The organism is Paenibacillus tyrphae (assembly GCF_024158745.1).
Classification (GTDB): domain Bacteria; phylum Bacillota; class Bacilli; order Paenibacillales; family NBRC-103111; genus Paenibacillus_G; species Paenibacillus_G tyrfis_A.
The window spans coordinates 40,457-63,868 of the sequence record NZ_JAMZAW010000025.1; the positions used below are offsets into that span (position 1 = coordinate 40,457).

General features: G+C 48.6%; 27 protein-coding genes and 2 pseudogenes. 10 read left to right on the forward strand and 19 right to left on the reverse strand.

Features of this window, described 5'->3' with window-relative positions; genetic code table 11:
* The first annotated feature begins 128 nt into the window (after nt 1-128).
* Both NI000_RS29270 and NI000_RS29275 read left to right on the forward strand, forming a co-directional pair.
* Nucleotides 129-965, forward strand: coding sequence for a helix-turn-helix transcriptional regulator (locus tag NI000_RS29270; RefSeq protein WP_253414894.1), 837 nt, complete (start codon nt 129-131; stop codon nt 963-965).
* 95 nt (nt 966-1,060) lie between these two features.
* Nucleotides 1,061-2,050 (forward strand): quinone oxidoreductase family protein, encoded by a 990-nt coding sequence (locus NI000_RS29275; protein ID WP_253414895.1) that lies wholly within the window; start codon nt 1,061-1,063, stop codon nt 2,048-2,050.
* Between the two features lie 71 nt (nt 2,051-2,121).
* On the opposite strand, the gene NI000_RS29280 is transcribed toward NI000_RS29275, so the two are convergent.
* Complete coding sequence (locus NI000_RS29280) at nt 2,122-2,757, reverse strand: LysE family translocator (RefSeq protein ID WP_253414959.1); 636 nt, start codon at nt 2,755-2,757, stop codon at nt 2,122-2,124.
* A gap of 162 nt (nt 2,758-2,919) precedes the next feature.
* On the opposite strand from NI000_RS29280, the gene hcp reads away from it, so the two are divergent.
* Nucleotides 2,920-4,215, forward strand: coding sequence for a hydroxylamine reductase (gene hcp / locus NI000_RS29285; RefSeq protein WP_253414896.1), 1,296 nt, complete (start codon nt 2,920-2,922; stop codon nt 4,213-4,215).
* 131 nt (nt 4,216-4,346) lie between these two features.
* Here the strand turns inward: hcp and NI000_RS29290 are convergent.
* The 17 genes and pseudogenes from NI000_RS29290 to NI000_RS29360 form a co-directional block, all read right to left on the reverse strand.
* A pseudogene (locus NI000_RS29290) lies at nt 4,347-4,475 on the reverse strand (DJ-1/PfpI family protein); the annotation flags it as partial.
* Nucleotides 4,464-4,541, reverse strand: a pseudogene (locus NI000_RS37335) (DJ-1/PfpI family protein); the annotation flags it as partial. The pseudogenes NI000_RS37335 and NI000_RS29290, both read right to left, overlap by 12 nt.
* 101 nt (nt 4,542-4,642) lie before the next feature.
* Nucleotides 4,643-5,419, reverse strand: coding sequence for a Cof-type HAD-IIB family hydrolase (locus NI000_RS29295; RefSeq protein WP_253414960.1), 777 nt, complete (start codon nt 5,417-5,419; stop codon nt 4,643-4,645).
* Between the two features lie 198 nt (nt 5,420-5,617).
* On the reverse strand, nt 5,618-6,355 hold the full coding sequence (locus NI000_RS29300; protein ID WP_253414897.1) for a GntR family transcriptional regulator: 738 nt from the start codon (nt 6,353-6,355) through the stop codon (nt 5,618-5,620).
* Between the two features lie 78 nt (nt 6,356-6,433).
* The gene (locus tag NI000_RS29305; protein WP_253414898.1) at nt 6,434-7,084 is read right to left on the reverse strand and encodes an HAD-IA family hydrolase; all 651 of its coding nucleotides are present in this window, start codon (nt 7,082-7,084) and stop codon (nt 6,434-6,436) included.
* 286 nt (nt 7,085-7,370) lie between these two features.
* Nucleotides 7,371-7,982 carry an alpha/beta hydrolase gene (locus tag NI000_RS29310; RefSeq protein WP_253414899.1) on the reverse strand — a complete coding sequence of 204 codons (612 nt, stop codon included), beginning with the start codon at nt 7,980-7,982 and terminating at the stop codon, nt 7,371-7,373.
* Nucleotides 7,979-8,929: a ring-cleaving dioxygenase gene (locus tag NI000_RS29315; RefSeq protein ID WP_253414900.1), complete on the reverse strand. Its 951-nt coding sequence runs from the start codon at nt 8,927-8,929 to the stop codon at nt 7,979-7,981. Before NI000_RS29315 ends, NI000_RS29310 begins: the two co-directional genes overlap by 4 nt.
* 62 nt (nt 8,930-8,991) lie before the next feature.
* Nucleotides 8,992-9,390, reverse strand: a complete 399-nt coding sequence (locus NI000_RS29320; RefSeq protein WP_253414961.1) for a DoxX family protein — start codon at nt 9,388-9,390, stop codon at nt 8,992-8,994.
* Between the two features lie 371 nt (nt 9,391-9,761).
* Nucleotides 9,762-10,433 (reverse strand): ribose-5-phosphate isomerase RpiA, encoded by a 672-nt coding sequence (gene rpiA / locus NI000_RS29325; protein WP_253414901.1) that lies wholly within the window; start codon nt 10,431-10,433, stop codon nt 9,762-9,764.
* 94 nt (nt 10,434-10,527) lie between these two features.
* Nucleotides 10,528-11,127: a nitroreductase family protein gene (locus tag NI000_RS29330; RefSeq protein WP_253414902.1), complete on the reverse strand. Its 600-nt coding sequence runs from the start codon at nt 11,125-11,127 to the stop codon at nt 10,528-10,530.
* Between the two features lie 220 nt (nt 11,128-11,347).
* Nucleotides 11,348-12,430, reverse strand: coding sequence for an LLM class flavin-dependent oxidoreductase (locus NI000_RS29335; RefSeq protein WP_253414903.1), 1,083 nt, complete (start codon nt 12,428-12,430; stop codon nt 11,348-11,350).
* A gap of 877 nt (nt 12,431-13,307) precedes the next feature.
* Nucleotides 13,308-13,814 carry a hypothetical protein gene (locus NI000_RS29340; RefSeq protein WP_253414904.1) on the reverse strand — a complete coding sequence of 169 codons (507 nt, stop codon included), beginning with the start codon at nt 13,812-13,814 and terminating at the stop codon, nt 13,308-13,310.
* 572 nt (nt 13,815-14,386) lie between these two features.
* Nucleotides 14,387-14,776, reverse strand: a complete 390-nt coding sequence (locus NI000_RS29345) for a hypothetical protein (RefSeq protein ID WP_253414905.1) — start codon at nt 14,774-14,776, stop codon at nt 14,387-14,389.
* An 846-nt stretch (nt 14,777-15,622) separates the two neighbouring features.
* Nucleotides 15,623-15,856: a hypothetical protein gene (locus NI000_RS29350; protein WP_253414906.1), complete on the reverse strand. Its 234-nt coding sequence runs from the start codon at nt 15,854-15,856 to the stop codon at nt 15,623-15,625.
* A gap of 6 nt (nt 15,857-15,862) precedes the next feature.
* Nucleotides 15,863-16,015, reverse strand: coding sequence for an aspartyl-phosphate phosphatase Spo0E family protein (locus NI000_RS29355; RefSeq protein ID WP_253414962.1), 153 nt, complete (start codon nt 16,013-16,015; stop codon nt 15,863-15,865).
* A gap of 169 nt (nt 16,016-16,184) precedes the next feature.
* Nucleotides 16,185-16,310 carry a hypothetical protein gene (locus tag NI000_RS36840; protein ID WP_301292755.1) on the reverse strand — a complete coding sequence of 42 codons (126 nt, stop codon included), beginning with the start codon at nt 16,308-16,310 and terminating at the stop codon, nt 16,185-16,187.
* A gap of 5 nt (nt 16,311-16,315) precedes the next feature.
* Nucleotides 16,316-17,647 carry a helix-turn-helix domain-containing protein gene (locus NI000_RS29360; RefSeq protein ID WP_253414907.1) on the reverse strand — a complete coding sequence of 444 codons (1,332 nt, stop codon included), beginning with the start codon at nt 17,645-17,647 and terminating at the stop codon, nt 16,316-16,318.
* Between the two features lie 425 nt (nt 17,648-18,072).
* On the opposite strand from NI000_RS29360, the gene NI000_RS29365 reads away from it, so the two are divergent.
* From NI000_RS29365 to NI000_RS29385, 5 genes are all read left to right on the forward strand, one after another.
* Nucleotides 18,073-18,342, forward strand: coding sequence for a hypothetical protein (locus NI000_RS29365; protein ID WP_253414908.1), 270 nt, complete (start codon nt 18,073-18,075; stop codon nt 18,340-18,342).
* 171 nt (nt 18,343-18,513) lie between these two features.
* Nucleotides 18,514-19,428, forward strand: a complete 915-nt coding sequence (locus NI000_RS29370) for a CapA family protein (RefSeq protein WP_253414909.1) — start codon at nt 18,514-18,516, stop codon at nt 19,426-19,428.
* 307 nt (nt 19,429-19,735) lie between these two features.
* Nucleotides 19,736-20,098, forward strand: a complete 363-nt coding sequence (locus NI000_RS29375; protein ID WP_253414963.1) for a DoxX family protein — start codon at nt 19,736-19,738, stop codon at nt 20,096-20,098.
* Between the two features lie 81 nt (nt 20,099-20,179).
* Nucleotides 20,180-20,509, forward strand: coding sequence for an ArsR/SmtB family transcription factor (locus NI000_RS29380; protein ID WP_253414910.1), 330 nt, complete (start codon nt 20,180-20,182; stop codon nt 20,507-20,509).
* Nucleotides 20,506-20,928: an SRPBCC family protein gene (locus tag NI000_RS29385; protein WP_253414911.1), complete on the forward strand. Its 423-nt coding sequence runs from the start codon at nt 20,506-20,508 to the stop codon at nt 20,926-20,928. The genes NI000_RS29380 and NI000_RS29385 overlap by 4 nt, the downstream gene beginning before the upstream one ends.
* A gap of 56 nt (nt 20,929-20,984) precedes the next feature.
* On the opposite strand, the gene NI000_RS29390 is transcribed toward NI000_RS29385, so the two are convergent.
* A complete protein-coding gene (locus tag NI000_RS29390; RefSeq protein ID WP_253414912.1) occupies nt 20,985-21,419 on the reverse strand; it encodes an SRPBCC family protein in 435 nt (144 codons plus the stop codon).
* Nucleotides 21,420-21,953: 534 nt separating this feature from the next.
* On the opposite strand from NI000_RS29390, the gene NI000_RS29395 reads away from it, so the two are divergent.
* Both NI000_RS29395 and NI000_RS29400 read left to right on the forward strand, forming a co-directional pair.
* Complete coding sequence (locus NI000_RS29395; protein WP_253414913.1) at nt 21,954-22,394, forward strand: DUF6843 domain-containing protein; 441 nt, start codon at nt 21,954-21,956, stop codon at nt 22,392-22,394.
* Nucleotides 22,395-22,564: 170 nt separating this feature from the next.
* Nucleotides 22,565-23,140 carry a DUF3238 domain-containing protein gene (locus NI000_RS29400; protein ID WP_253414914.1) on the forward strand — a complete coding sequence of 192 codons (576 nt, stop codon included), beginning with the start codon at nt 22,565-22,567 and terminating at the stop codon, nt 23,138-23,140.
* Nucleotides 23,141-23,412 lie beyond the last annotated feature (272 nt).

Here is a 23,412-nt window from a genome sequence, read left to right on the forward strand (position 1 = left end):
TACGGCAGTTTAGCCTATCTTTACACGTTATAAAAAAAGGGGGTTACACGTATTCTGACGAATATTTTTTTAGAGGGTTGTGCGTTTACGAAGATTGTGGATAAAAGCTGACAGATCGTAATAAAGGTGTGGATAAATTGGAAAACGAAAAAATCAAAACACTTGGACACTTTTTAAAATCCCGCCGAGAACGGATAAAACCGGATCGTATCGAAATTGCCAGCCGCTTTGGAAGAAGAAGAACTCCGGGATTACGCAGAGAAGAGGTTGCCCAGCTTGCGGGAGTGAGCATCACTTGGTATACCTGGCTGGAACAGGGCAGAGTCGCTTCCGTTTCCAGGGAAGTCATCGAGAGTGTCGGCAGAGCCCTGCAATTGTCTTCAGAGGAACATCTTCATTTGCTTCGGTTGGCTAATTACGAAGGAGAGAGGGATCCTGATCCGAACGCTGAGGAAATAAATCCGGCATTTCAGACCCTTATCGACCAATTGAATTATCCGGCGATCATCGCCAATCATCGAACCGAAGTGTTGGCTTTCAATCGAATGGCTACCGAAATTATTACGGATTTCCATGCCATTCCCTCTGCTGAGCGCGTGATGACACGATTGGTATTTAGAGATCCAAATCTGCGCAAGCATTTGATGAATTGGAAGGAGTTCTCAGATTATACGCTGGGTGTATTTCGCTTGAATTATGACCAAAAGACCGGTGATCGCTGGTTTAAGGAATTCGTACAACAGATGTGCCTGGAAAGCGAGGAGTTCCAGACGTTATGGCGATTGCATAATGTTCAGCAAAAGAAAGCCGTACTTTACACGTTTGATCATCCTTCCGCGGGGCGATTATTTTTTGAATTGAATTCCTTTTCCAATCTTAACGGCAATGCAGACCTTCACTGCTGTATATTTACTCCCATCGCGGGTACCGATACCGAACAAAGATTAGAGTATCTGCGGAAATAAGCCTGTTAGTCCGGATACCTGTATAAACGAAAACTGGTTGCCTCCTGTGACGGGGAATACAATGAATTCATTCCCAATCAAGGAGGTTATCGAATTTGAAAGCTATCGTAATCGATCAACCAGGAGGACCTGCAAGTTTAAAACTGCACGAGAAACCGGATCTGCAACCGGCTCCCGGTATGCTTACCATAGACGTTGCGTATGCCGGAGTAGGTTATTTCGAAGTTTTGCTGAGCCGGGGAGAGTTCACTTCCGTTTTTCCGATGCCGCTTACGCCCGGGTTGGAAGTGTCGGGATATGTACGCGCCATCGGGGAAGGCGTAGAGGGGTTCTACGTAGGTCAACCCGTTGCCTCGATGACACTGCATCATCTTAACGGTTTCGCATCCATGGCGAACGTGCGGCCGGATCTTACGGTTCCGTTGGATCAATTAGGGGCTGACCTTGACTTGGCGACAGCGGCAGCCTCCATTGTAAATCTGACGACCGCTTACCTGGCCATTAAAAATGTGTATAGAATGAGAACGGGTGACGACATACTCGTTCATGCGGCTGTCGGCGGTTTGGGCAGCTTCTTGGGACAAGTAGCCAAACATTTGGGAGCCGGTAAGGTACTGGGAACCGTCGGCAGCTCCCAGAAAGTAAAGCTGGCCGCTTCCTTCGGATATGACGAATTATTTGTCCGGTCAGATTTTGTTGAACAGACCTTGAAGGCAACTGGACGGAAGGGCGTTCATGCCGTCTTTGACCCGGTCGGGGGAACGATGCGTAAACAAAGCTTAGAGGTACTTCGTCCGTTGGGGCAGTTGGTTGTCGTGGGAAACGCAAGCGGCGAACAGGATGTTTCGCATTCTTTTAACGAAATATGGTTTTCCAATCGTCAGCTCGCAGGCTTTACATTAGGCGGATACAGCGACAGCAATCCCGTAGAGACCGGGAAAGCGGCGCGGGAAGCGTTAAGCATGCTGGCAAGAAAAGAGATCCATGCCGAGATTCACGGCGTATATCCTCTGGAAAACGCGGCAGAAGCTCTTGCTCTCTTGGAAGAAAAGAACACCGTCGGCAAACTGGTTTTGCAAATATAAGCCCGAATAAAAAGAGAGCTTCACTCTGAGGCTCTCTTTCTTTTACGTTAATGGACATTTGGGTTATGCGGTCAGTTGGAAATTTTGGCGCGGAACAGGTTGGCTCCCATCAGGATGAACACGCCGCCGGTGATCCGGTTCAGCCACAGGCCGATCTTGGGGTTCTTCCTTAGCTTTCCCGTCGCAAAAGAAGCGAGATATGAAACGAGAATACTCCACAGTATTCCGGTGAAAATAAACGTTGCGCCCAGAATCATGAACGGCACCGCACTATGGGCCTGACTGTCCACAAACTGGGGAAGGAAGGCGATAAAGAACAACGCCACCTTCGGGTTGGTTACATTTGTAATCATGCCCTGAAGGAAAATTTTGCGCGTGCTCATCGGCTCCAACGATCCGGTGTCCGGTGCAACGGCGGAGGTCTTCGACAAAATCATCGTAATTCCGAGATAGACCAGGTAAGCGACCCCGATCATTTTGATGACCGTAAACAGCAACAGCGACTTCGCCAAAAGAAAAGATAACCCCAGCGCCGCGAGCAGCGTGTGGATAAGCGTACCGGCCGCAATCCCCATGGTGGACCAGATGCCCGCTCTTCTGCCCTGCGCCACGCTTCTGGCAATGATGTACATTGTATCCGAGCCTGGGGTCATAATAAGCAATATTCCAGCGATTACAAACAAGAAATAATGATGAATGCCAAACACGCTCGTACGCTCCTTTAGTAAATAAGTAATGTAGGTTACCGCCCGCGGCGGACTCGGATGTTGCGACTTTGCCATCATTGATGTGCTTTCAATCACATATTTCCGTGCTTCCCCGTGTTACTCTTGTCACATAGCAAACCAAACGTAACGGAGGGATTCGCGATGTTCTGTTATCAATGTGAACAGACCCCGACAGGCGGCTGTAAGGTGATCGGCGTATGCGGCAAAGATGAAACGATTGCAAGCTTGCAGGATACGATGATTTTCGCTTTGAAAGGCATTGCCGCCTATGCCACACATGCAAGACAGCTCGGCTATTCCGACCCGGAGGTCGACCGGATTACGCACGAAGCTTTGTACATGACGCTGACGAACTCCAACTTCAACCTGCAGGAGCATATCGACATGGCCATGAAGGTCGGCTCGGCGGCCGTCCGGATCATGGATGTGCTGGACCGGGCGCATACGACGCACTTCGGCATACCGCAGCCCGTAGCCGTGCCGCAGAACAGCATCGAAGGGCATGCCATTGTCGTTACCGGGCATAACCTGTACGCTTTGGAGGAGCTGCTCAAGCAGACCGAAGGAAAAGGAATCAACATCTACACGCACTCCGAGATGCTGCCCGCCCACGGTTATCCGAAGCTGAAGCAGTATTCGCACTTGAAGGGCAACATCGGAAAAGCCTGGTACGACCAACGCCGCCTGTTCGAGAAGTTCCCGGGCGCCATCCTGGCGACAACGAACTGTGTCATGCCGATCAAGGGCACCTACGCCGACCGCTTCTTCTCCTACGATATCGCGGGTCTGGAAGGGGTTACAAAAATCGTCAATGACGATTTCACCCCGCTGATCGAGAAAGCCTTGTCACTGCCGGAAGCCCGGATCGAATCGGATCAGACGCTCATGACCGGCTACCATCACGAGACCGTGATCGGCCTGGCCCCGGAAATCATTCAAGCGGTCAAAGCGGGCAAAATCAAACGCTTCTTCGTCATCGCCGGCTGTGACGCCCCGGGAAGCGGAGGCGAATATTACCGTGAGCTCGCCACCTCGCTGCCTAACGATACCGTGATCCTAACGACATCCTGTGGCAAATTCCGCTTCAACGACGTCGATTACGGCACCGTGGCCGATACGGGTATCCCGCGCTATATCGATTTGGGCCAGTGCAACAACTCCGGCTCCACGGTCAAGATCGCTCTGGCGCTGGCCGACGCCTTCGGATGCAGCGTGAACGACCTGCCGGTCAGCATCGTGCTCTCCTGGTTCGAGCAAAAGGCGGTCGCGATCCTTCTCGGCCTGTTCAGCCTCGGCATCAAAGATATCCGCATCGGCCCGAAACCGCCGGAATTCATCAATCCGGGCGTCATGAACGTGCTTGTCGACACATTCGGACTGAAGCTGATCGGCAACGCTCAAGAGGATATGAAGGAAATGTTGTCGCTTTCTCACTAAGAAAGCTAGCATAAAGAAGCTCCAGCGGCACCCTGCTGCTCGTACGGAGCAGGAGATTAAAAGCGGGTGCGGGCGTCTTGGACATCAGTTTCAAGGCGCCCGCGCCCTTTTTCCCGTTCACCATCCGTCAACTAGGCCCTCCAAACGACGCCTCGCCGCTCGTACTCCATCCGGTGTTCGACGGCGGCCGCGATCGAAGCCCCGGCGAATCGCTCGATGATCCACAGCGCCAGATCCACGCCGGAAGTCGCCCGCTTCAATACCTCGAACGGAGCCCATGCGACGAGCTCACCGAACCCGTCGAACAATACGATCTGAATGTTCATCAAGCGCCATGCTCCCATCTCATGGTTCGCGCCGCTGCTCCTTCCATAGCGCATTCTCCAAGCCATTGTACCATAAAATGTTTTTCGCGCACGTCCTTCTTTTAAGCGATCAATCCGGCTTTCGCCAATCCGTTGCGGATACCGCCTTCATCCACATGGCTGGTTACATAATCGGCATAAGGAAGCAGCTCCTGATGCGAATTCCCCATCGCGATGCCCAGGCCTACGAATTCCAGCATCTCCTTGTCGTTCAAGCCGTCCCCGAACGCTACCGCCTCGGACGGCGTTATTCCGAGCCGCTCCAGCATCGCCTCGATCCCTTGCGCCTTCGACCCGCCGGCCGGCAGCACGTCCATCGCTTTGGGATGCCAGCGAATCAGCTTGAGCTCCGGCAAAAGCCCTTGATACAAGTGTTCCTCATGGCTCTCGCAGTGGAGGAACATCTGAAGAATGTCATTGGCTTTCCAAAACTCCGGGTCATGTCCGGGAAGCTCTACTTTCAAAGACAAGACTGATTCCGTCACAAAAGGATGCTCCGCCCGATCGGAGCAGTACGCGTGCTCCCCTTCAAAGACGAGCGAGTGTCCGTGCCCTGCCGCCAGGTTAACCAGAGCCTCGATGCTTTCCTTCGGAATCACCCGTTTATAGACCGGCTTCCCCCGGTAAACGGCATAAGCGCCGTTCATGCAAACGAACGATTCGATCCCCAATTGTTCGGCCAACGGTTTAATAAAATAGGGGGCGCGCCCCGTGGCGATGACCGGCTCCACCCCGTTTGCCTTGAGCGCCCGGACGGCTTCGACCGTATCCAGGGGAACCTCCTTGTTCTCGTTGACCAATGTCCCGTCGATATCAAAAAATACGATTTTGTAAGCCATTGCCTTCATGTCCCCTATTCCTCGATGAATGTTCCTCAAAACAAGCCTAAAAACCAAGTATAGCACCGGCGCCGAAGATGACAAGAACCTCCCGTTCGATTTTCCCGAAATGCCGCCTCCTGCAAAAAGGGAAAGAAAGGAACAAAGCCGAAGCTTCGTTCCTTTCCATTATGGTATATACCATTAAATATAAAAAATTTAGTTGTTTTTCACATTCAGCTTCGAAAAGAACCTGACGTTGTCGCCGCGGGTCTGCGCCTGCGAGAACTCGATCAATTTGTCGTTCTTATCGAAAGCCTGTGCCTCGACCAGAATACACGGGCTGTCGTTGCCGATGCGCAGCAGCTTGCTTTCCGCTTCGTCGCTAAGGGAAATCCGCATCGTCTGGTCCGCGCGGACGAGCTTGATCCCGTAATGCTCCTCCAGCACCTGATACAAAGAAATGTCTTCCACATTCATGTGAGCTTCGATTCCCGGGCAGTAGGCGTAAGGAATATACGAAAGCTCGATGGAAACGGGAATTTCGTCGGCAAAGCGGACTCGTTTGAGCGACCAGATCTCCTCTCCTTCCGAAATCCCGAGCATCTTGGCCACGAAGCCGTTGGCCAGTTCCTTCCGCTTGTAGACCGTATTCGTCGAAGGCCGAAGACCTTTGCTCAATATAGTTTTGGAGAAGCTGGAGAATTCGACAAAATCCAATTGAATCCGCCGGTTCGTCACGAACGTGCCCGATCCGACGACCCGCTCCACGAAGCCTTCCCGTTCCAAAATGGAAATCGCATGACGCGCGGTCATCCGGCTGATCTGATACTGCGCGGCTAACTCACGCTCCGAAGGAAGCTTGTCGCCTTGCTTCCATTTCCCGCTTTCGATTTCTTGAATGAACAAATTTTTAATTTGTTGATAAAACGGGACATGGTCTCCTGTTTTATTCATATTGAACCCCTGTCATGCTTTTAATTAGCGAATTACCGTCAAAGTTGACGGCCCAATAGCAGATGACCGTAAATACGGTCAAGGAAGCGGAGAATCCTGCAATTCTCCGATGACGTCCTCTAACGGACGATCGGCCATGGAACGAAGACGGCCGTCCACGCCGCCAAAGGCCAGTTGCTCGGTAACCGGATTCGGAACGATGACGCACCATAGACCGGCCGCTTTTGCGGCGGCTGCTCCGTTCGCGGAATCCTCGAAGGCCAGAGCTTCATGCGCCTCGATTCCCAACGCTTGGATCGCCTTGAGATACAGCTCGGGGTCCGGCTTCACATTCGCGACGTCGTCTTTGGTCTTGACGACCTCGAACGAATCGAGCAAACCGAATCTGCTCAGGAACGATTCCACCCACGCCCGATCCGAGCTGGAAGCCAGCCCCACCTTCAGCCCCAGCCGTTGCGCCGCTTCGATATATTCTGCTACCCCGTCGCGCAGCGCGACCGTCTTCATCTTTTCGGCATGAAGCTTAGCTGCCGCCTTCCTTACTTCGGAGATTTCCGTCCGTCCTTCGGCCATTTGCCGGATATAGGCCTCGATCTGCCCTCCGTGCGACCCGACGCAGGCCGCGAATACTTCTGTAGGAAAGGGGATGTCGTAGCCGCCAAGCACCTCGGCATAGCAGTCAAACCATGCGGATTCCGTATCCACGATTAAACCGTCGAAATCAAACACAATCGCTTTAATAATAGCCGCTCACTCCTGCCGTTTCTGTCGCTCCGGTAAGCCGGCGGTATGCCCGCCAGCTCGCAGTCCGCCGGCGCGATGAATTTTCCCCTGCATCGCGCCCGGATAGTCTTCCGATATTGGTATATACCAATATTACATGACTTCCTCCGTTCCCGCAAGTCTAGGAGTACATCAAAAAAGGCCTTCGGCGCCCGAAAGCAAGGTTTCTCCCTGCTTCCAGACGGCCCAAGGCCTGCTGGCTGCATCATGGCAAATCTTTTCCTTCGTTGGGTTACCGCCCGAAGCGTTCTCCGAACCAAGCTGCGGCCGCATCGGCTTCCATCGGCGTAAGCTGGTGGCCGTACCGCTCCCACTGAACCGTCACCGAAGCTCCCGCCCCGCTAAGCAATCCCTCCAGCTCCTCGGTTTCACGCGCCGAGCAGATCGGATCGTTCGTCCCCGCTCCGATGAAGACCGGGATACCGGACAAATCCGGAAGGACGATGCCCCTCCGTGGAACCATAGGATGGTGCAGAATCGCACCTTGCAGGGCGTTCCGGTAGTGAAACAGCAGACTGCCTGCGATGTTGGCTCCGTTCGAATAGCCTACCGCGACGAGGCGGCTGCGGTCAAACCCGTATTGCGCGGCGGCCTGATCCAGAAACTCGCTTACTTCCCCGGTGCGGAAGACAAGATCCTCTTCGTCGAATACGCCTTCGGCGAGCCGCCGGAAGAAGCGGGGCATACCGTTTTCCAGCACATTGCCCCGAAGGCTGAGTACGGAGGAGTCCGGCGATATGCGCTTCGCCAGCGGCAGCAGGTCCCGTTCGGTTCCCCCCGTACCATGAAAGAGCACCAAGGTCGGCACTTCTTCCCGGCGGCCCTTTTCGAAAATATGCTTCATGGGCGTTTCCCCTCCAATGCTCTCACTTGAATCGGCAGCAGATTCGCCTCGATCGCGGGGCGTTGGGGCTCATACCACGCGGGCAGCATTAATTTCTCTCCCAGCGTTTCGGCAGGTTCGTCACGGGCGAAACCCGGCGGATCGGTCGCGATCTCGAAGAGAATGCCCCCGGCCTCGCGGAAATAGAGCGCGTTGAAATATTGGCGGTCGACGATGGACGTCGGGCGGTAGCCGTAGCTCTGCACTTCGCCCTGCCACTGGGCATGCTGCTCGAAATCCGCCGCACGCCAGGCGATATGATGAATGGTGCCCGCACCTTCGCTGCCCCGGCTCACAGCCGCGAGCGGGACATCGATCACGTTGCCGAGCTCCCCTGCGGACCGGAAGCGGGCATACTCGCCGTCTTCCGCGACCTTCTCCAAGCCGAGCAGACGTACCAGTGCGTCCGTCGTTTTGTTCGGGTCGGTGCTGAATAGAACGGCGCCTCCGAAGCCTTTGATCGCTTTGTCGGCCGGAATCCCGCCGAACGACCAGCCGCTGTTCGGACCTTCCTCCCGTTCAACCAGCTCCAGACGCAGCCCTTCATTATCCTCGAATTGCAGGAATGTCTCCGAGAAGCGGCTTGCTTTGGTTACGGCAATCCCGAAGCTTGCGAGACGGTCCTCCCAATACCCAAGAGCGCCCGTAGGGACGGCATACGTCGTTATGCCGACTTGACCGCCGCCGACCCGGCCTTTGCGCGAGTTCGGCCACGGGAAGAACGTTATGATCGTTCCCGGGCTTCCCGCTTCGTTGCCGAAGTACAGATGGTATACCTCAGGAGCGTCGAAGTTGATCGTTTTCTTCACCAGACGCAGCCCCAGAATGCCTGCGTAAAAATCAACGTTGGCCTGCGGATCTCTTGCAAAAGCCGTAATATGATGAATACCGGATGTTTGTAATGTCATAAGAAAATCCTCCTCTATTTTTGGTTAATTCATGACTTAGTCATCTCATGATTCGTGCCAAATTATTTAAGCAGCGCATCCAGCGAATAAGCGCCGGCGCCCGTTAGAGCCACGCCGATAGCGACAACCAGCAGCACGAGTTGGTACTCGTACCCGTTGGCGGTAGACCAGAGGCCGTTCGGACCGTGCACCTTCACGATCGCGCCAAGCATGGTCGCGGCAATCAGCACCGCAGCCAGCGGGGTAAGCAGACCGGCTGCAAAAAGGACGCCTCCGAGCAATTCCATCAGTCCGGCCAGTACCGCCATGACGACGCCCGGCTTGATGCCGACCGACTCCATCCACCCGCCGGTTCCTTTCGGACCGTAGCCGCCGAACCAGCCGAACAGCTTCTGCGCCCCGTGCCCGATAAACAGCAGCCCAATCACCAACCGAACCAACAACAATCCCAGTGCCAACATCATCATCATCCTCCATTATTTTTAATTTGTTATTCTTAATTTTAAGATATTTGGCGTAGTTTCCTTAAAAATATATTCCCGCATAGCTTACGTCATCTCGGCGCCACATTCTTGGCTTGCTTTACGACCTTATGCCTCGCGGACAAATGCCGCATTGCTCACGGCCTTATCCTTCCAAGCCTTCACCTTTATGCCAAGCAAGCCATCCTACTTCCCAAACGCACGGCCTACGCTTTCCCCAATCACTCCACCCTTTCGTTCGCTACCGTTTATGCACCCCGAATTCCTCCTTGTTTATATCTTTAATTTAATTATCTTGATTTAAAGATAAATCATTTTGTGATCTATGTCAATAGTCAATTTAGAAAAAATCAGGTTCCGGACTTCGTTCTGACCGTCCCGTCCGGATGCCCTACCACGATCAGATCCGCCATGTTGACGAACAACCCGTTCTCCACGACTCCGGGCAGCTTGTTCAGCTCCACAGTCAATTCGCCGGGATTCGGAATCGATCCGAACTGGCAGTCGATCACGTAATTGCCGTTATCCGTCACGAAGGGAGCCCCGTCCCTCATCCGCAGAACCGGTTCGCAGCCCATTTGCCCAAGTTGCCTGCTTGTCATCTCCCAACCGAACGGCACCACTTCAACGGGAAGCGGAAACCGGCCCAGAACGGGCACGCATTTGGAATGATCGACGACGACAATGAAGCGGTCCGAAAATGACGCAATCATTTTCTCCCGCAGCAAGGCTCCTCCCCCGCCCTTGATCAGCTCATCCTTCGGACTGACCTCGTCCGCACCGTCCACGGTCAGATCCAACGGCGCTTGCAGCCGGGCAGGCAAGAGAAGAGGAATGCCTACCTCTCGCGCCAGCTTTTCGGTCTGGACGGACGGCACAGCCTCAATCCGCAGCCCTTCCTTAACAAGCTCGCCGATTCGGAGAATGGTCCAATATACCGTTGATCCGGTTCCAAGGCCAATTCTCATCCCATCGCTTATGTATTCCGCCGCTTTCTCGCCGGCTGCTTTCTTCCCATCCATGTTCATTGCCCCCGATCGTACAGACTTCCCTTCGCAGCCGGTAGACCGGCAGGACCTAGCCTCCACGCCGGTCGGCTGCTGCTGGCAGGCTCTTTTAAGTATAAATTTTAACACGCTCTTCCAACGGTTTAAACTCCTTGTCGCCAGGGGGCGCCGTTGGCTTGCCGAACGGCATCTGGGCGATAAGCTCCCACGTTTCCGGCAGGCTCCACTCCGCTCTCACCTTCTCGTCGATCAGAGGATTATAATGCTGCAGCGATGCCCCCAAGCCTTCGTTCGCCAGCGCGGTCCAGATGACATACTGGAGCATGCCCGACGACTGCTGGGCCCAGGTCGGAAAACGCTCCTGATAAGTAGGGAACTGGGCTTGCAGCGCTTCGACCACGGCCATATCTTCAAAGTACAAAATGGTGCCGTAGGCGGCGCGAAACCCGTCCATGCGCTGCTGGGTCGAAGCAAACTGGTCTTCCGGCACAATCGCCTTCAACACCTGCGTCGTAATGTCCCACAGCTTATCGTGATGCTTTCCGAACAAAACAACGGCCCGTGCGCTTTGCGAGTTGAAGGAGGAAGGCGTGTGCTTCACCGCTTCATTGACGATTTCCCGGATTTTGTCGTCCGGAACGGTCGATTCCTTGCTTAATGTGTAAATGGTCCGCCTTTTCTTCGCCAAGTTTAGAAATTCATTTGCCACTGTGTTCCACAACTCCTATCGCAGAATGGGTATGAGCGTTACACCTCTTACAAGCTTCCCGAAAAACTATCGCCTTTATTCGTTGTTTTTGTCTCGATAAGCTTCATTAACCGTTCTGCCCCATCCGTAAACCGCACTCCCCCATCTACCGTAGCCCCGCTTCCGCCGCTTTCTGCACGGCTTCTTCCCGGTTGCTGGAATGAAGTCCGTGCTCTCAGCTCTATGCCTGCTGAACGGAAACGATGTCCCGCTGCGGCGCGGCTGGTTGGCTTTCCCAGACGGTGCTTGGAATCTCGCGCCGCAGCACCGGGGCTACATCGGCCGCGAACCGTTCCATCTGCTCGCGCTGCTCCGCTTCCGTCAATCCGTCCACACTAATACTGAGCACTTGATGTCCGTAGGCCTGATGGTAATTCAGAATCTTTTCAATCACGAAGTCTGCGCTCCCGACCAGAACGGGGCCGTTCTTGATGTTATCCTCCAGATCCCGGAAGGGCGATTGGTTATGCTGGGCTGCTGCTGTGGAGGTAAAAGCGTCGTAGTAAGGGCGAAAGCGTCTGACCGCTTCCTCGGAGGTATTGGCCAAATACAAGCTTCCTGCGCCTGCGCCGACGACGGCATCCTTCGGATCGCGGCCGTAATAGGCCCAGCGTTCGCGGTAATGATCGATTAGCGCTTTATACTTGGCTTGGGGATGGAACGTATTGGACGAGAAGATCGGCTCGCCGTATTTTGCGGCCAATTCGGTGGATATCGTGCTGGATGCGCTGCCGTGCCATACGGGAATAGACTGCTGGAGAGGTCTTGGCTGTGTGGTCACGTTGTCCAGCGACGGGCGATAGCGCCCCTGCCAGCTGACGTTCTCTTCATTCCATAATCGCTTGAGCAGAGCATACCGTTCCGACAGCGATTCCCACTGCTCCTCCTCGGTGATACCGAAAAGCGGATAGTGGCGGGGATCGTTGCCTTTGCCGATGATCAGCTCCAGCCGACCGCCACTGAGGTGGTCAAGCGTGGCGTAGTCTTCGGCCACACGCACCGGGTCGAGCACGCTCATGACGGTTACAGTGGTTAATAAGCGGATTCGCGAGGTTCTGGCCGCGATAGCGCTCAGGATCACCGGCGGCGAGGAAGACAGGAACGGGGCGCCATGCCGCTCGCCCACGCCATAAGCGTCGAAGCCGAGCTCCTCCGCGAGCATCGCTTGCTTCAGTACGTTCTGAAATTTCTGCTGCGCCGTCAAAGCTTCCCCCGTTACGGCGTTGGGGAAATTCATCACAAGGCTGGACAAAACAAATTTCATTCACGCGACCTCCTTCGCTACAACGAAGTCTTTGGATTATGAAAATGTTACCATATGATCGGTGAACCTACAATGAATTTTTCTTACTATTCCAATTAAAATACTATGTATAAACATCATAGCTTTACAGCGTGCCTCGGGAGCTTCCATTAACGGAAAATCGCCCTCAGCTGCAAGTTGGAGTGATTCGAGCAATTAGCAAGCGGGTGGGCTCCTGCATAAGATGCCTTATCACTTACAGAAACACCGATACCCCTTCATAAGGAGTGAAGTCAAATGGCATATATGCCGGTGTCCCCCCCTCCTCCATTCGTCCCAGAAGAACCTGCTACATCTTATATTATTGACTGCGTATTTCAATACACCTATGTCTGGTTATGGAACGGTGACAGCTTCTGGTTTTACCCGACTCGGGTTGAGTATGGAGAAGTTTCAGGCTATCGTTGGAATGGGCTGTTCTGGTCTTATTATGGAATAGATCCAAGATTGATCAGATCTGTTTCATGTCCTCCAGTTCCCACGTTATATTAGAAACCGCATCAGATCAGCAGCCTCGCTGTGCTAACGGGCAGGGTGGATGATTAACATTTATATCCACGCTTCTGCCCGTAGTTCAGTGTCGTGAGGGATCTACATACATATGCATTACTGATATGCGTAACTCTTGCAGTGATTTGTTCCACAAAAAAATCACCCAAGGCGAAATTTATTTGGAATAAATTATATAAATTTAGATTGCATATTATTTTGGCGCTGATACTTTTCATATTAATTGGAGTTGCTATTACCCTAATGATTTTCTCTTTCCGTAAATAAAGAAAAAGGCCTATGATGATGAACAAGAGCCGTTTTTTTGTGGAAACGAATTGCTTTCTTTTTATTTAAGGTCATTTGCGGGAATATCGAGCTCTTTACGTAATTCTTTAACTGTTTTTTCCCCGTTTAGATAGGCTTGCTTTTCTTTTTCAAACTTTTCAATTTCTTTCTTAATTTTTTCAGCTTGTTTTAAAAACTCCAGATTTTGTTCTCTTTCCGCGCGTGCTTTCAGTTCAACTACTCCGGTGCTCATAGCGGAAATGGAGGAAGTCAATTCGTTTAAGAAATGAGCTTCATCATCTGGGTCCGTTTCTCGTCTTAATTTTTCTTTTTCAATATCAAGCTGTTTGATCCTTTTGCCCTCCGCAACAACAGCATCCTGTTCCTCTTTGGTTTGATTTGGCATCTCATAGAACTTTTTTTGTTTAGCAGCAAATTCAGCTTCAAGCTCCGCTAATTTTGCCAGTTTCGCGGACGGATCAATCTTTGCGATTACAGAAGGACCGATAGCACTGAGTGCAACCACACAACATAAAGCAGTTGCTATTAAAGCGAATTTTTTATTCATTCTGTTTTCCTCTGATTCCACTCAAATTAGTTTGATTTATATTTTTACAGGGCGACCATCAACATTACATTTTACCTTGGATTATCCACTTTTCTTATAGCCATAACCCCCAGAATGAAAAAAAACAAAAAACTGCTCTTGCCATAAATTGAACAAGGGCCGTTTTCTGCATGGTTTCAAGCAATCATGGTTTTGGCTGTTTCTTTATTGCATCTAAAATAGCAATAAAAATTGTCATAAGAACAGAGTACAATAAGGACTTCGCATAGCTTGGTTCAGGGAAAATGTAGTAGTAGGTTAGCACACAGTTGGCTATGAAAAAAAGCAAATATTTCATGATGTTATTCATGTAGGTTTAACCGTCCTATTCTTAGAACCAAGGTTCTATAATAGTGGATCTTCGAGCATCAGTACCATACGAACCGTCAGTACCCTTTATACTTTAGTTCAGTGAAGAAACTTAAACATTCTTATATGTTGAAAAATCCCCTACAAATTAGAGGACAACTAACAAAGATTGGCCCGCAAAGGATGTGAACAAGAGCCGTTTTTTTGTGGAGACGATCTTTTATTTACAGTTTATTTACCGGAAGATTTAGCTCTTTACGTAATTCTTTTACTGTTTTTTCCCCGTTTAAATAGGCTTCTTTTTCTTTTTCAAATCTTTCAATTTTTTTCTTAATTTCTTCAGCTTGTTTTAAAAACTCCGGATTTTGTTCTCTTTCTGCGCGCTCTTTCAGTTCAACTACTCCCGTGCCCATACCGAGAATGTACGAATCCAATTGCACTAAGAAATGAGCTTCATCATCCGGGTCCGTTTCTCGTCTTAATTTTTCTTTCTCGATATCGAGCTGTTTGATCCTTTTGTCCTCTGCAACAACAGCATCTTGTTCCTCTTTAGTTTGATTTGGCATTGCATAGAACTGATTTACTTTAGCGTCATATTTAGATTCGAGTTCCATCAGTCTCGCTGATTTTGCAAATGGATCAATCTTTGCGATTGCGGAAGTACCGATAGCACCTGCAACTACACAACATAAAATGGTTGCTGTTACAACGAATTTTTTTCATTCTGTTTTCCTCCGATTCCACTCAAATTAGTTCGAGGCATATTTGATTTTAATGGAATAGACATAAGCTGAGGTGCCATTATCCAGCCTTTTTTAATGATTTGCTTAAGATCTCCACCGCTAAACCAATTAGCGTAATTGTCATCATTAGTCGAGTGTTGAGATACATACAGATTGCCGCCCCCATAGGAATCTACCGTTACGGTATGGGTTGTATGGCCGCTACTATCCACAAATTGAACTTGATCCCCAAGCCAGAGGTCTGGTGATCGGAAGCACTAGCATAATTGTTGCCATGAACGCCAACAAAATTTTTTCAATTTTTCCTTTACTTCAATAAACCGCCATAAATACATATTTAAAAATACCATATTTTAAAAATAGTGTAAATTATAATATAGTATCTTACATAAAAGGAGCGTTGGTATTATTGAGAAATATGATTATTAATTTGATTTCTTCGTTTTTGTTGGGGATTTTTGCTTTATATTTATTTACAAGAACCTTAGAACTAAAAGGTGTAATCATTTGCTTGATAGGTGTAGGGATCTTGGCGCTAGGTTATCTTGTGGTTTACCTAGTCAAGAAGTTGAAATAAACACACTTGCTGCACTCAGCATTAGTACGCCTTCAACGCTTAAATACATCGAAGCTGAGGCTGACCATTATTTTAGTAATGACGGCGTACTAGCTTGCACCAATAGTTGTCGGCAATGACCTTCCGGTAATCTAGGGCCGCTAGTGTCCCGTTTTGTCTGCCCGATAAAAGAACAATCGCTCGCGTAAAATCTTTTCAATTTGCTCCTCGCTATAACCAAGCTCGGCCAATCTTCGGGCGGCAAACCCGGCACCTGTCGATGCCCTGTATACCGCGTCATGTAAATCCTTAATGCCGTATAATCGTTCAAAGATTGCGCCGATCCGGGCAATAGACAATCCGCTCCTCACTTTCCCCGACCAATAACTTTTCATACTGTATCATCCACACCCCTTCAGCTTCAGCTTAGAAGAAGACTTTTGCGCCATCAGAATATACCGATCTAAACGCTGGCTGAGTTTCACCACCTCCTTATCCGAAAACGAACCCTTTTTCTCAACTAACCGTACTAATTGCCGCTGTAATTTTCTGATTTTCCACTTTAGCTTTTATTTATATCACCCATCCCTCGAATTCAATTATAATACTAATATTCCAAATAAAGGGCATTTAAATTTTATGAAGAATTTTTCTTTACACAAAAAAAAAGCACTCTGCTTTGGGCAGAATGCTTCAAGGGATGGGTGTTGATTGTTCAACATGTTAACCTTCGGAACCATGTTGGTCAAGCGGTTTGATCATTGAGCCGTCACTTGGACCTGGCACAAAAGGCCCGGCTGTACCAAATAGCCCCAATGCGATGACCAGAGCCAGGAAATAAGCCTTCATTCAAATTACACCTCCTCTCTCACCCCCACGACTGACCGATACGTCTTCAATTGCTGAGCTGATGCCCGTTCTCGATAGGTTTCAAATAACGAGACACATTGAAAACCATCTTCATACCTTTTCATATCGTTAGCCAAGGAAAGAGAACGTAGTGTCTCATCGAGTCCCTCTTGAATTCGGCCATGCCTGAACTCATAAATAGCTTTTTGATACCTATATTGAAGATGTCGATCCGAAAGAATTAGATTACTGTTAAATATATCGAAACGTTCAATTGATCCAGAAAAACGCGCCAAAATATGATCAACATTGAACCCATATGTATTCGCAGACGTAATGATAGCAATCAGCCCGGCCACAATGTCATTTAACCGGTTAAGGCTCGCCAGATAATCGGCATATTCGTGAATAATACCTTCGTTTCCAGATAGCACTTCAAGCGTGTATAAATTCGCTTTCCCCCAAATCTTAAACTGTTCCACTTCTTTCTGGCCAGATTCATCGAGGGGTTCGAACCATTCCAGATTAGCATAGCTATGCACATATTTCTTCGACTGCTCATAGAACCCTTGCATTTCAAGCACAAGACCTTTATACAGAAGTCCCATACCATAATAATAAACGGAATGCCGTTTAGGCGCTACCTCTTCATCACCGCATAGAACAGTACTTAGCTCCACCAGCTCGCCCGCATATTCTTCAACCTCGATCCACTTTTTTAATGAAAAACAAACTCGCGCTAATTGGAATAACGCGTCCAAACGAAAGCCCTCCGGTAACCGGTTTCGAAACGGATCAAATCGGATAACGGCCTTCCAATTCTTTTCCGCATCCGTACCTTGAGTGACCGTAAATAACCTATAGTGACTCATCGCGAGCATCTCAGAAAAGCTGTCTTTGACGTTCTCCATAACAAGCTCATAAAAGCGTTCCGATTCTTTTTGTTTCCCCTTATGAAATAGCTTCTCTGCTGCCGCAAAGATGACTTTAACGTTTTTCGGGTTATCGAGAATTTTAGATACGACGGCGTCAATACAATCATTTCGGCCCACTTCCGCACATCGTACCAAATAAGGAACTAACCGTGGCCGGGACAATCTTTCTTCGGAGATGCATTCTTCCGTGTACAGCTCATACAACCATCCAGGCACCTTTCCGAAAACATTGCCCAAGGCATCTAGTTGGTTTATCGTCATTGATCGGGAAATGCCATTCAAGGCCATACTTAGATTACCTGGGTTAATCCCAGAGAGTTCCGCCAATTGATTGATATTATAACCATGCAGCTTCATTTGGTCTTCAATTTCCCAACGCAAAGAGCGATTAACGACCCGCACGAAAAAACCAACCTCCCCTAAAAATATAAAACAATATTACCACAATATTCCATAAAAATAAATAAAAAATTTACAGTTGTTAAAATAACGAGGTTGATGTTTACATATAGTAAAATTCGATTCTTCCATAACCTTCGGCCACTCTTGATGAAACAAGCTTTTTTCCGTTTTGCATAGGATGGAGGTTGCGAAAGGGAATTACTCGAATATTAACCTTTGGTGAAGAGACGATGTTAGCTTCCGGTGTATCGTACCTGTCCCTCCCTTCCATTATGCGAAATTCGTCATATATACGACGATTTTGTAGACTTATGGAAAATTACGCTGGCGGAAGCTTTTTTGAAAAATGTGTGAGTCGGCCCCAAACAATTTGTCCAATTCTCCCATACATTGTAATCGATCGTGATATAAAGGAGGAGCAAGCGATGGCATCGAATAAAGGAAAATTTAAATTTAATCATAATTTGCTGCGAAAGCTATTGCTCAAAAAGGAAAAGATCCGAGTTGTAACAAATGCTCGTACTTTCACTGGCACTCTTATTTGTTTTGACGTATTTGTACTAACTCTAAGAGTAAGACACTCAGGAAAAACTCGTTTTATTACCATTCCTCAGAATAAAATCGATGCGATTATTGGTTCTGTCGGACCCCAGCCCCAGTACCATCATGGTGGGTACGGTCTATGCAGGATGTGATCGTCTATGCAGATATTTGTTTAAGAAGCGTCAACCTATAGAGGGTTAGAATGCGAAAGCTCAAGCCGATCCAGGCTTGGGCTTTTTCTTCTGGCCGTACCGAGGGTGCCCAACTTACAAGCATTTCGCTTGTCCATCGCATAAGGTGTAATCATGAAAGGAGTGGGTGGATTGACGAAAATCACAATCGCTGCAGTCGGGGATTTGTTGATGAAAAAGAAGATGATCGCCTCGGCCGCGCGGGAAGGCGGATTCGCCCCTATTTTTGCCAAAGTGAAACCCTATCTGCGGAAAGCCGATTTAACGATAGGCAATCTGGAGACAACCTTCTCCGGCAAAAATTTTCGCGAAGAGCCCGGAAAACTGTTGTTCAGCTCCCCGGACAAATTCGCTGCTACGCTCCGGAACTTGGGCTTCGATGTATTAGGCACAGCCAATAACCATTGTATGGACGGGAAACGATCCGGTTTGAAGCGGACATTAAACGTCCTCGATCGACACGGTCTGCGACATACGGGCACGTATCGCTCCGCCCGGGAAGCCCGCCGGAAACTGATTGTTAACGTAAAGGGAATAAAAATCGGAATATTGGCTTATACGAAAGGAACGAACGGGATCCCCGTGCCGAAGCCGTGGTTAGTCAACAGGCTAAACCGGAAAAAAATGATAGCAGACGTGCGCAGCATGAAGAGTAGAACAGATTTTATCATCGCTTGCCTGCATTTCGGGAAAGAATTTCGAACTTATCCCGACCGCAACCAAATCCGGCTCATGCGGCTGTTGTTTAAGAATGGTGTGAATGTCGTGCTGGGAGCGCATCCCCATGTGCTGCATCCGATAAGAATGTTTAAGGTGAAGGACAGCGACGGACTCGTTAGAAATCGGGTAGCGGCGTCTTCTCTAGGAAATTTCGTATCCACCGAACTTCCCCGGCATACCGCTAGACTGCGAGGAACAATCTTGATGTTAACCTTGACGAAAAATGCAAAAGGGATAACGGATGTGTTGAAAATGTCATGTGTGCCAACCTGCATTTTGCAAAATATAGGGAAGAAAAACGTTTATCGGGTTGTGCCGGATGGATAGAACGGATATCGGCAAAAGAGCTGCTAAACCGGAAGGTCTCCGACAAGGAGATCTTTTTTTGTGTGTGCGGAATGGGAAGTGGAGACATGATCATAAAGCCTCGGCATTATCGCACTGAGGCTTTTTAATGCTGAGTTTAAAAATGTTGTTGACACGACACCGAATGGTGTCCTATAATCAAATCGTCACCGAATGGTGTCCAATTAGCAGTTAGTCATTTGGAAAGTTTGGAACCTGAATAAGCTTCACTTGAAACAATTATGAGGAGGAAACAACCGTGAAAGTAGGAACCCAGCCCCGAGGAAAAATGATTGCTTATTGGACAGTCACATTACTACTCGCAGCAGCTGTTATGTTAAGTGGTATCGGGCAACTGATGCAATATGGGGGAAACATCGAGTTAGTGACGAATCTTGGTTACCCCTTATACGTCTTGACCATTCTCGGGATTTGGAAAGTGCTTGGAGCCATCGCTCTTGTTGTGCCAGGTTTTCCTCGGCTTAAAGAATGGGTTCACGCGGGTATCTTCTTTTTAATGACTGGTGCGGCTTTATCTCATGCGTTTGCTAACGATTATGGCGATTACGGGTTTGCTATGATCCTTCCGCTTTCATATGCTGCACTAAATATCGCCTCGTGGGCGTTACGTCCGAAGAGCCGCAGACTTTAAGGAGGTGGTGAAATTAACGGCTGTCCCTTCGTACCGCCAATAGATTTCTACTACAGAAAATAATATTTAGGAGAGGGTGTTGTGAGCGAGAACAACCCGTTGCGGGATGTGTTTGACGCGATTGCAGATCCAACTAGGCGCCGACTGATTCGTCTGTTAGCAGAGAAAGAGGAGATACCGCTTCATGAGTTAACGGCACAGTTTCCAATGGGCCGGACAGCGGTTTCCAAGCATTTGACAATCCTTAAAGAGGCCGGACTGGTCCTTGACCGAAAAGTCGGCAGAGAAACGCGATTTAGGCTTAATGCCTCTCCACTCAGAGAAATTCAAGATTGGGTGGCTTTCTATAGCAAGTTCTGGAGTATGAATATGTTGCGCTTGAACCAACTATTAGAGGAGGAAGAAGAATGAGTTTAACATTATCCTTGGATTTTCAGTACACGACATCGATCGAGAAGCTTTGGTCCGCCTTAACCGATTCAAGCAAGCTTGCCAAGTGGGTGGTCAACATCCACACCGGTCAGGCGATGGAAAATGATTTTAAGCCCGCCGTAGGACACCGTTTTCAGTTTCGCACGCAGCCGACCGAATGGTGGGATGGAATTGTTGACGGCGAAGTGCTTATCGTGGACGCACCAAACCGGTTGTCCTATACTTGGGCCAGCGGAGGAGAGAAACATACGGTCACCTGGACGCTGCAGGATTTAGGGGATGGAAAGGTTAACCTTCATCTCGAACAAACCGGAATCTCCAATGCTCAAGCGCTCAATGGAGCTAAGTATGGCTGGAGTAATTGGTGCGGCGGGCTTGAAAAGGTGTTGGAACAATAACCACTACGCAAAGCGCATGCCGATGTCGGCATGCGCTTCTAAGGCTGCGAATGATCTTATTCTTCTTTAGCGGTTTCCACATACTGTTTGAAATTGTCTGCAATCGCCTGCCACCCGGCTTGCTGCATCTCGACGCTGTTGGTCTCTTCCGCTTCGAACGATGTGATGATTTTCGTGTCGTTGTCTTGGCGAATAAAAACGATCTTCACTTTTCTACCGTCGGCGATCGTATAGGAGATGCTCTCGTTAATGCTCACCTCGTCGTATACTCCGCTGAAATCAAATCCAAAGCTGCCGTCTTTGGCTTCCATTCTCGAGAGGAATTTACCGCCGACCCTCAGATCATTCTCGGCGTATGGCGTGTGCCAATCATCGGAAGCCTTATTCCATTGCGTGATATGCTTCGGATCCGTCCAATAGTTCCACACGCTTTCGACGGGAGAATGAACGATCGTTTCCACTGTTATCGTTACCGGATTACCTGTTCCCATTACATATCCTCCTTGGTGTTAAGATACACAATTTGCCTACACCTATTATAGCATGAAGCGGCAGCTAGATTTCTTTTCGATTGCTATTATACAAATCTCCCAGACGCCTCCAGATACGGGATAAGATCTGCTGACCTTCAGCGTCGTCTTGTTCTCGCTGGTCGCGCAAGGGCTCAGATTAAAAAAACGCTAGTTCTCAAGCTCGGACAGAGCAAAAAATAGACACCCGGATACTATCGGTCCCGAAGGAGCGGCTTCTTCTCCCCCGCGGCCCTAGTAATCGGGTACGCAGCGCTTCGCATGTGATGATGTGCATGTTTCCAATCGCTGAATCTAATGTACATCGCTACTTTTCTTTAAATTTTAAACCAGAAAGGGTGTACCAGCAGTGCCGATGTCAACATCGAGATCGTCCCACGGATCATACCAATAGCTCTGTTTAACTCGGATGCACCTCCTCCCTTAATGGAAACATAATGCTAAGAATAAGCGTCTAAATAATTAATGGGTTGAAAACAAAGGAGTGATAATCTCATGAAGAGTAAAGGTGTTATTGGCTTAGTTGCGATACTAACGCTTTGTCTTGTTGTGGGGGGGATATTTTTCTTCAACATATCGGAGAGGCCTACCCATAAATTTTTGTTACCAAAGGGTTTTACGGGGTGGGTGGAAGTTATATACGAACAACCGGGGTATCCTGCATTGAAAAAAGAGAATCAGTTTATTATATATGAGGTTCCTTCTTCTGGGAAAATAATGACTTCTAGTAAAAACATTACAGGACCCATGGTTTTTAACTATATTGAAGCAGACGGGAAAAGGACCGATTTTCCAGAAAATGCAGAAATGATCCATGGATTAAAGACCTCTTCAGGGGGAACTGGGAATACAGACGGAACAACAGAAAAAACACCTCAGAAACTTACCTTTTTTGTTGGGACTAAAGAAAAATGGAATAATAAACCAACCCCATAATTGAACATGGGGTTGGTTTATTTTTTTAACTGGTTGTAAATAACAAGTCTTAATTTACCTTAAATAGTGAAGTAGGATGATCAAATCAAAAGATAAAAAGGTTAGGACGGACCTTATCTTTTGCGTCCTTATCATCCATCTTCTAATTTATTTCAAGGGGATGTTTTTTCATGGCGAATATTGTAGAAGTTCGTGTCGCAGCATTTATTGATGACGCGTGGATTCATTTTACCACCAATCAAAGCTTTCATATTTATTTCGAAGGTAATAATCGAGATTTTACTTATTGGACAGAGAACCAGCCACACCTTTTTAAAATGGCTCAGCATGCTGTTGTAAACTTTTCCAACAAAACCGTTAATGTTTATAATGCAGTTGGTCCAACAAGACAGAAGACTCTTAACTATATAACGGGAGACGTAACATATCAGGAAGGGCAAACGCATACTAATGATATGAATTACAACTGGTCGTTTAATTCTGACGGTACCGAAGCAAGAATTTGGCTTCGTGGTTCATCTGAGAATCCACGTGTTAACCTAGCTCCTACAATCGATTGGGATTACAACGTTACTGTTAAGCAAAATGGAGAAGTAACTATTCAAGGATATCACGATGGATATCCTAACCATGAAATTTATAAGCGTGTTGATCAAGGTACACCAGTTGAGATTTATAGATTTAGAAAGCAGACACTGCTGTCTTTGTATGCCCCAATGGAGCATTCCATTACAAAAACAGTATAAGATTAAATAAAGGGCCTATCAAAAGTGCAGCTACTTTTGATAGGCCCTTTATTTTGTGACATTTTTAATTCGAAAATTGGGAATCTTAAGGCACCGTGACCTTGTTTACGCGCATTAACTCATCATGATCTGGCCGGTTCGAAGGAGATTCGATTCTTACGGCTCACAGGGTCTCCTTTTTCCACTTACTTTCAACATAGGTTAGAAAAGCTTGCATTCCTTTAAGCCAAAGAGCCAAAAAGGGTGTCGTAACTGGTAGTACCATCAGGGCA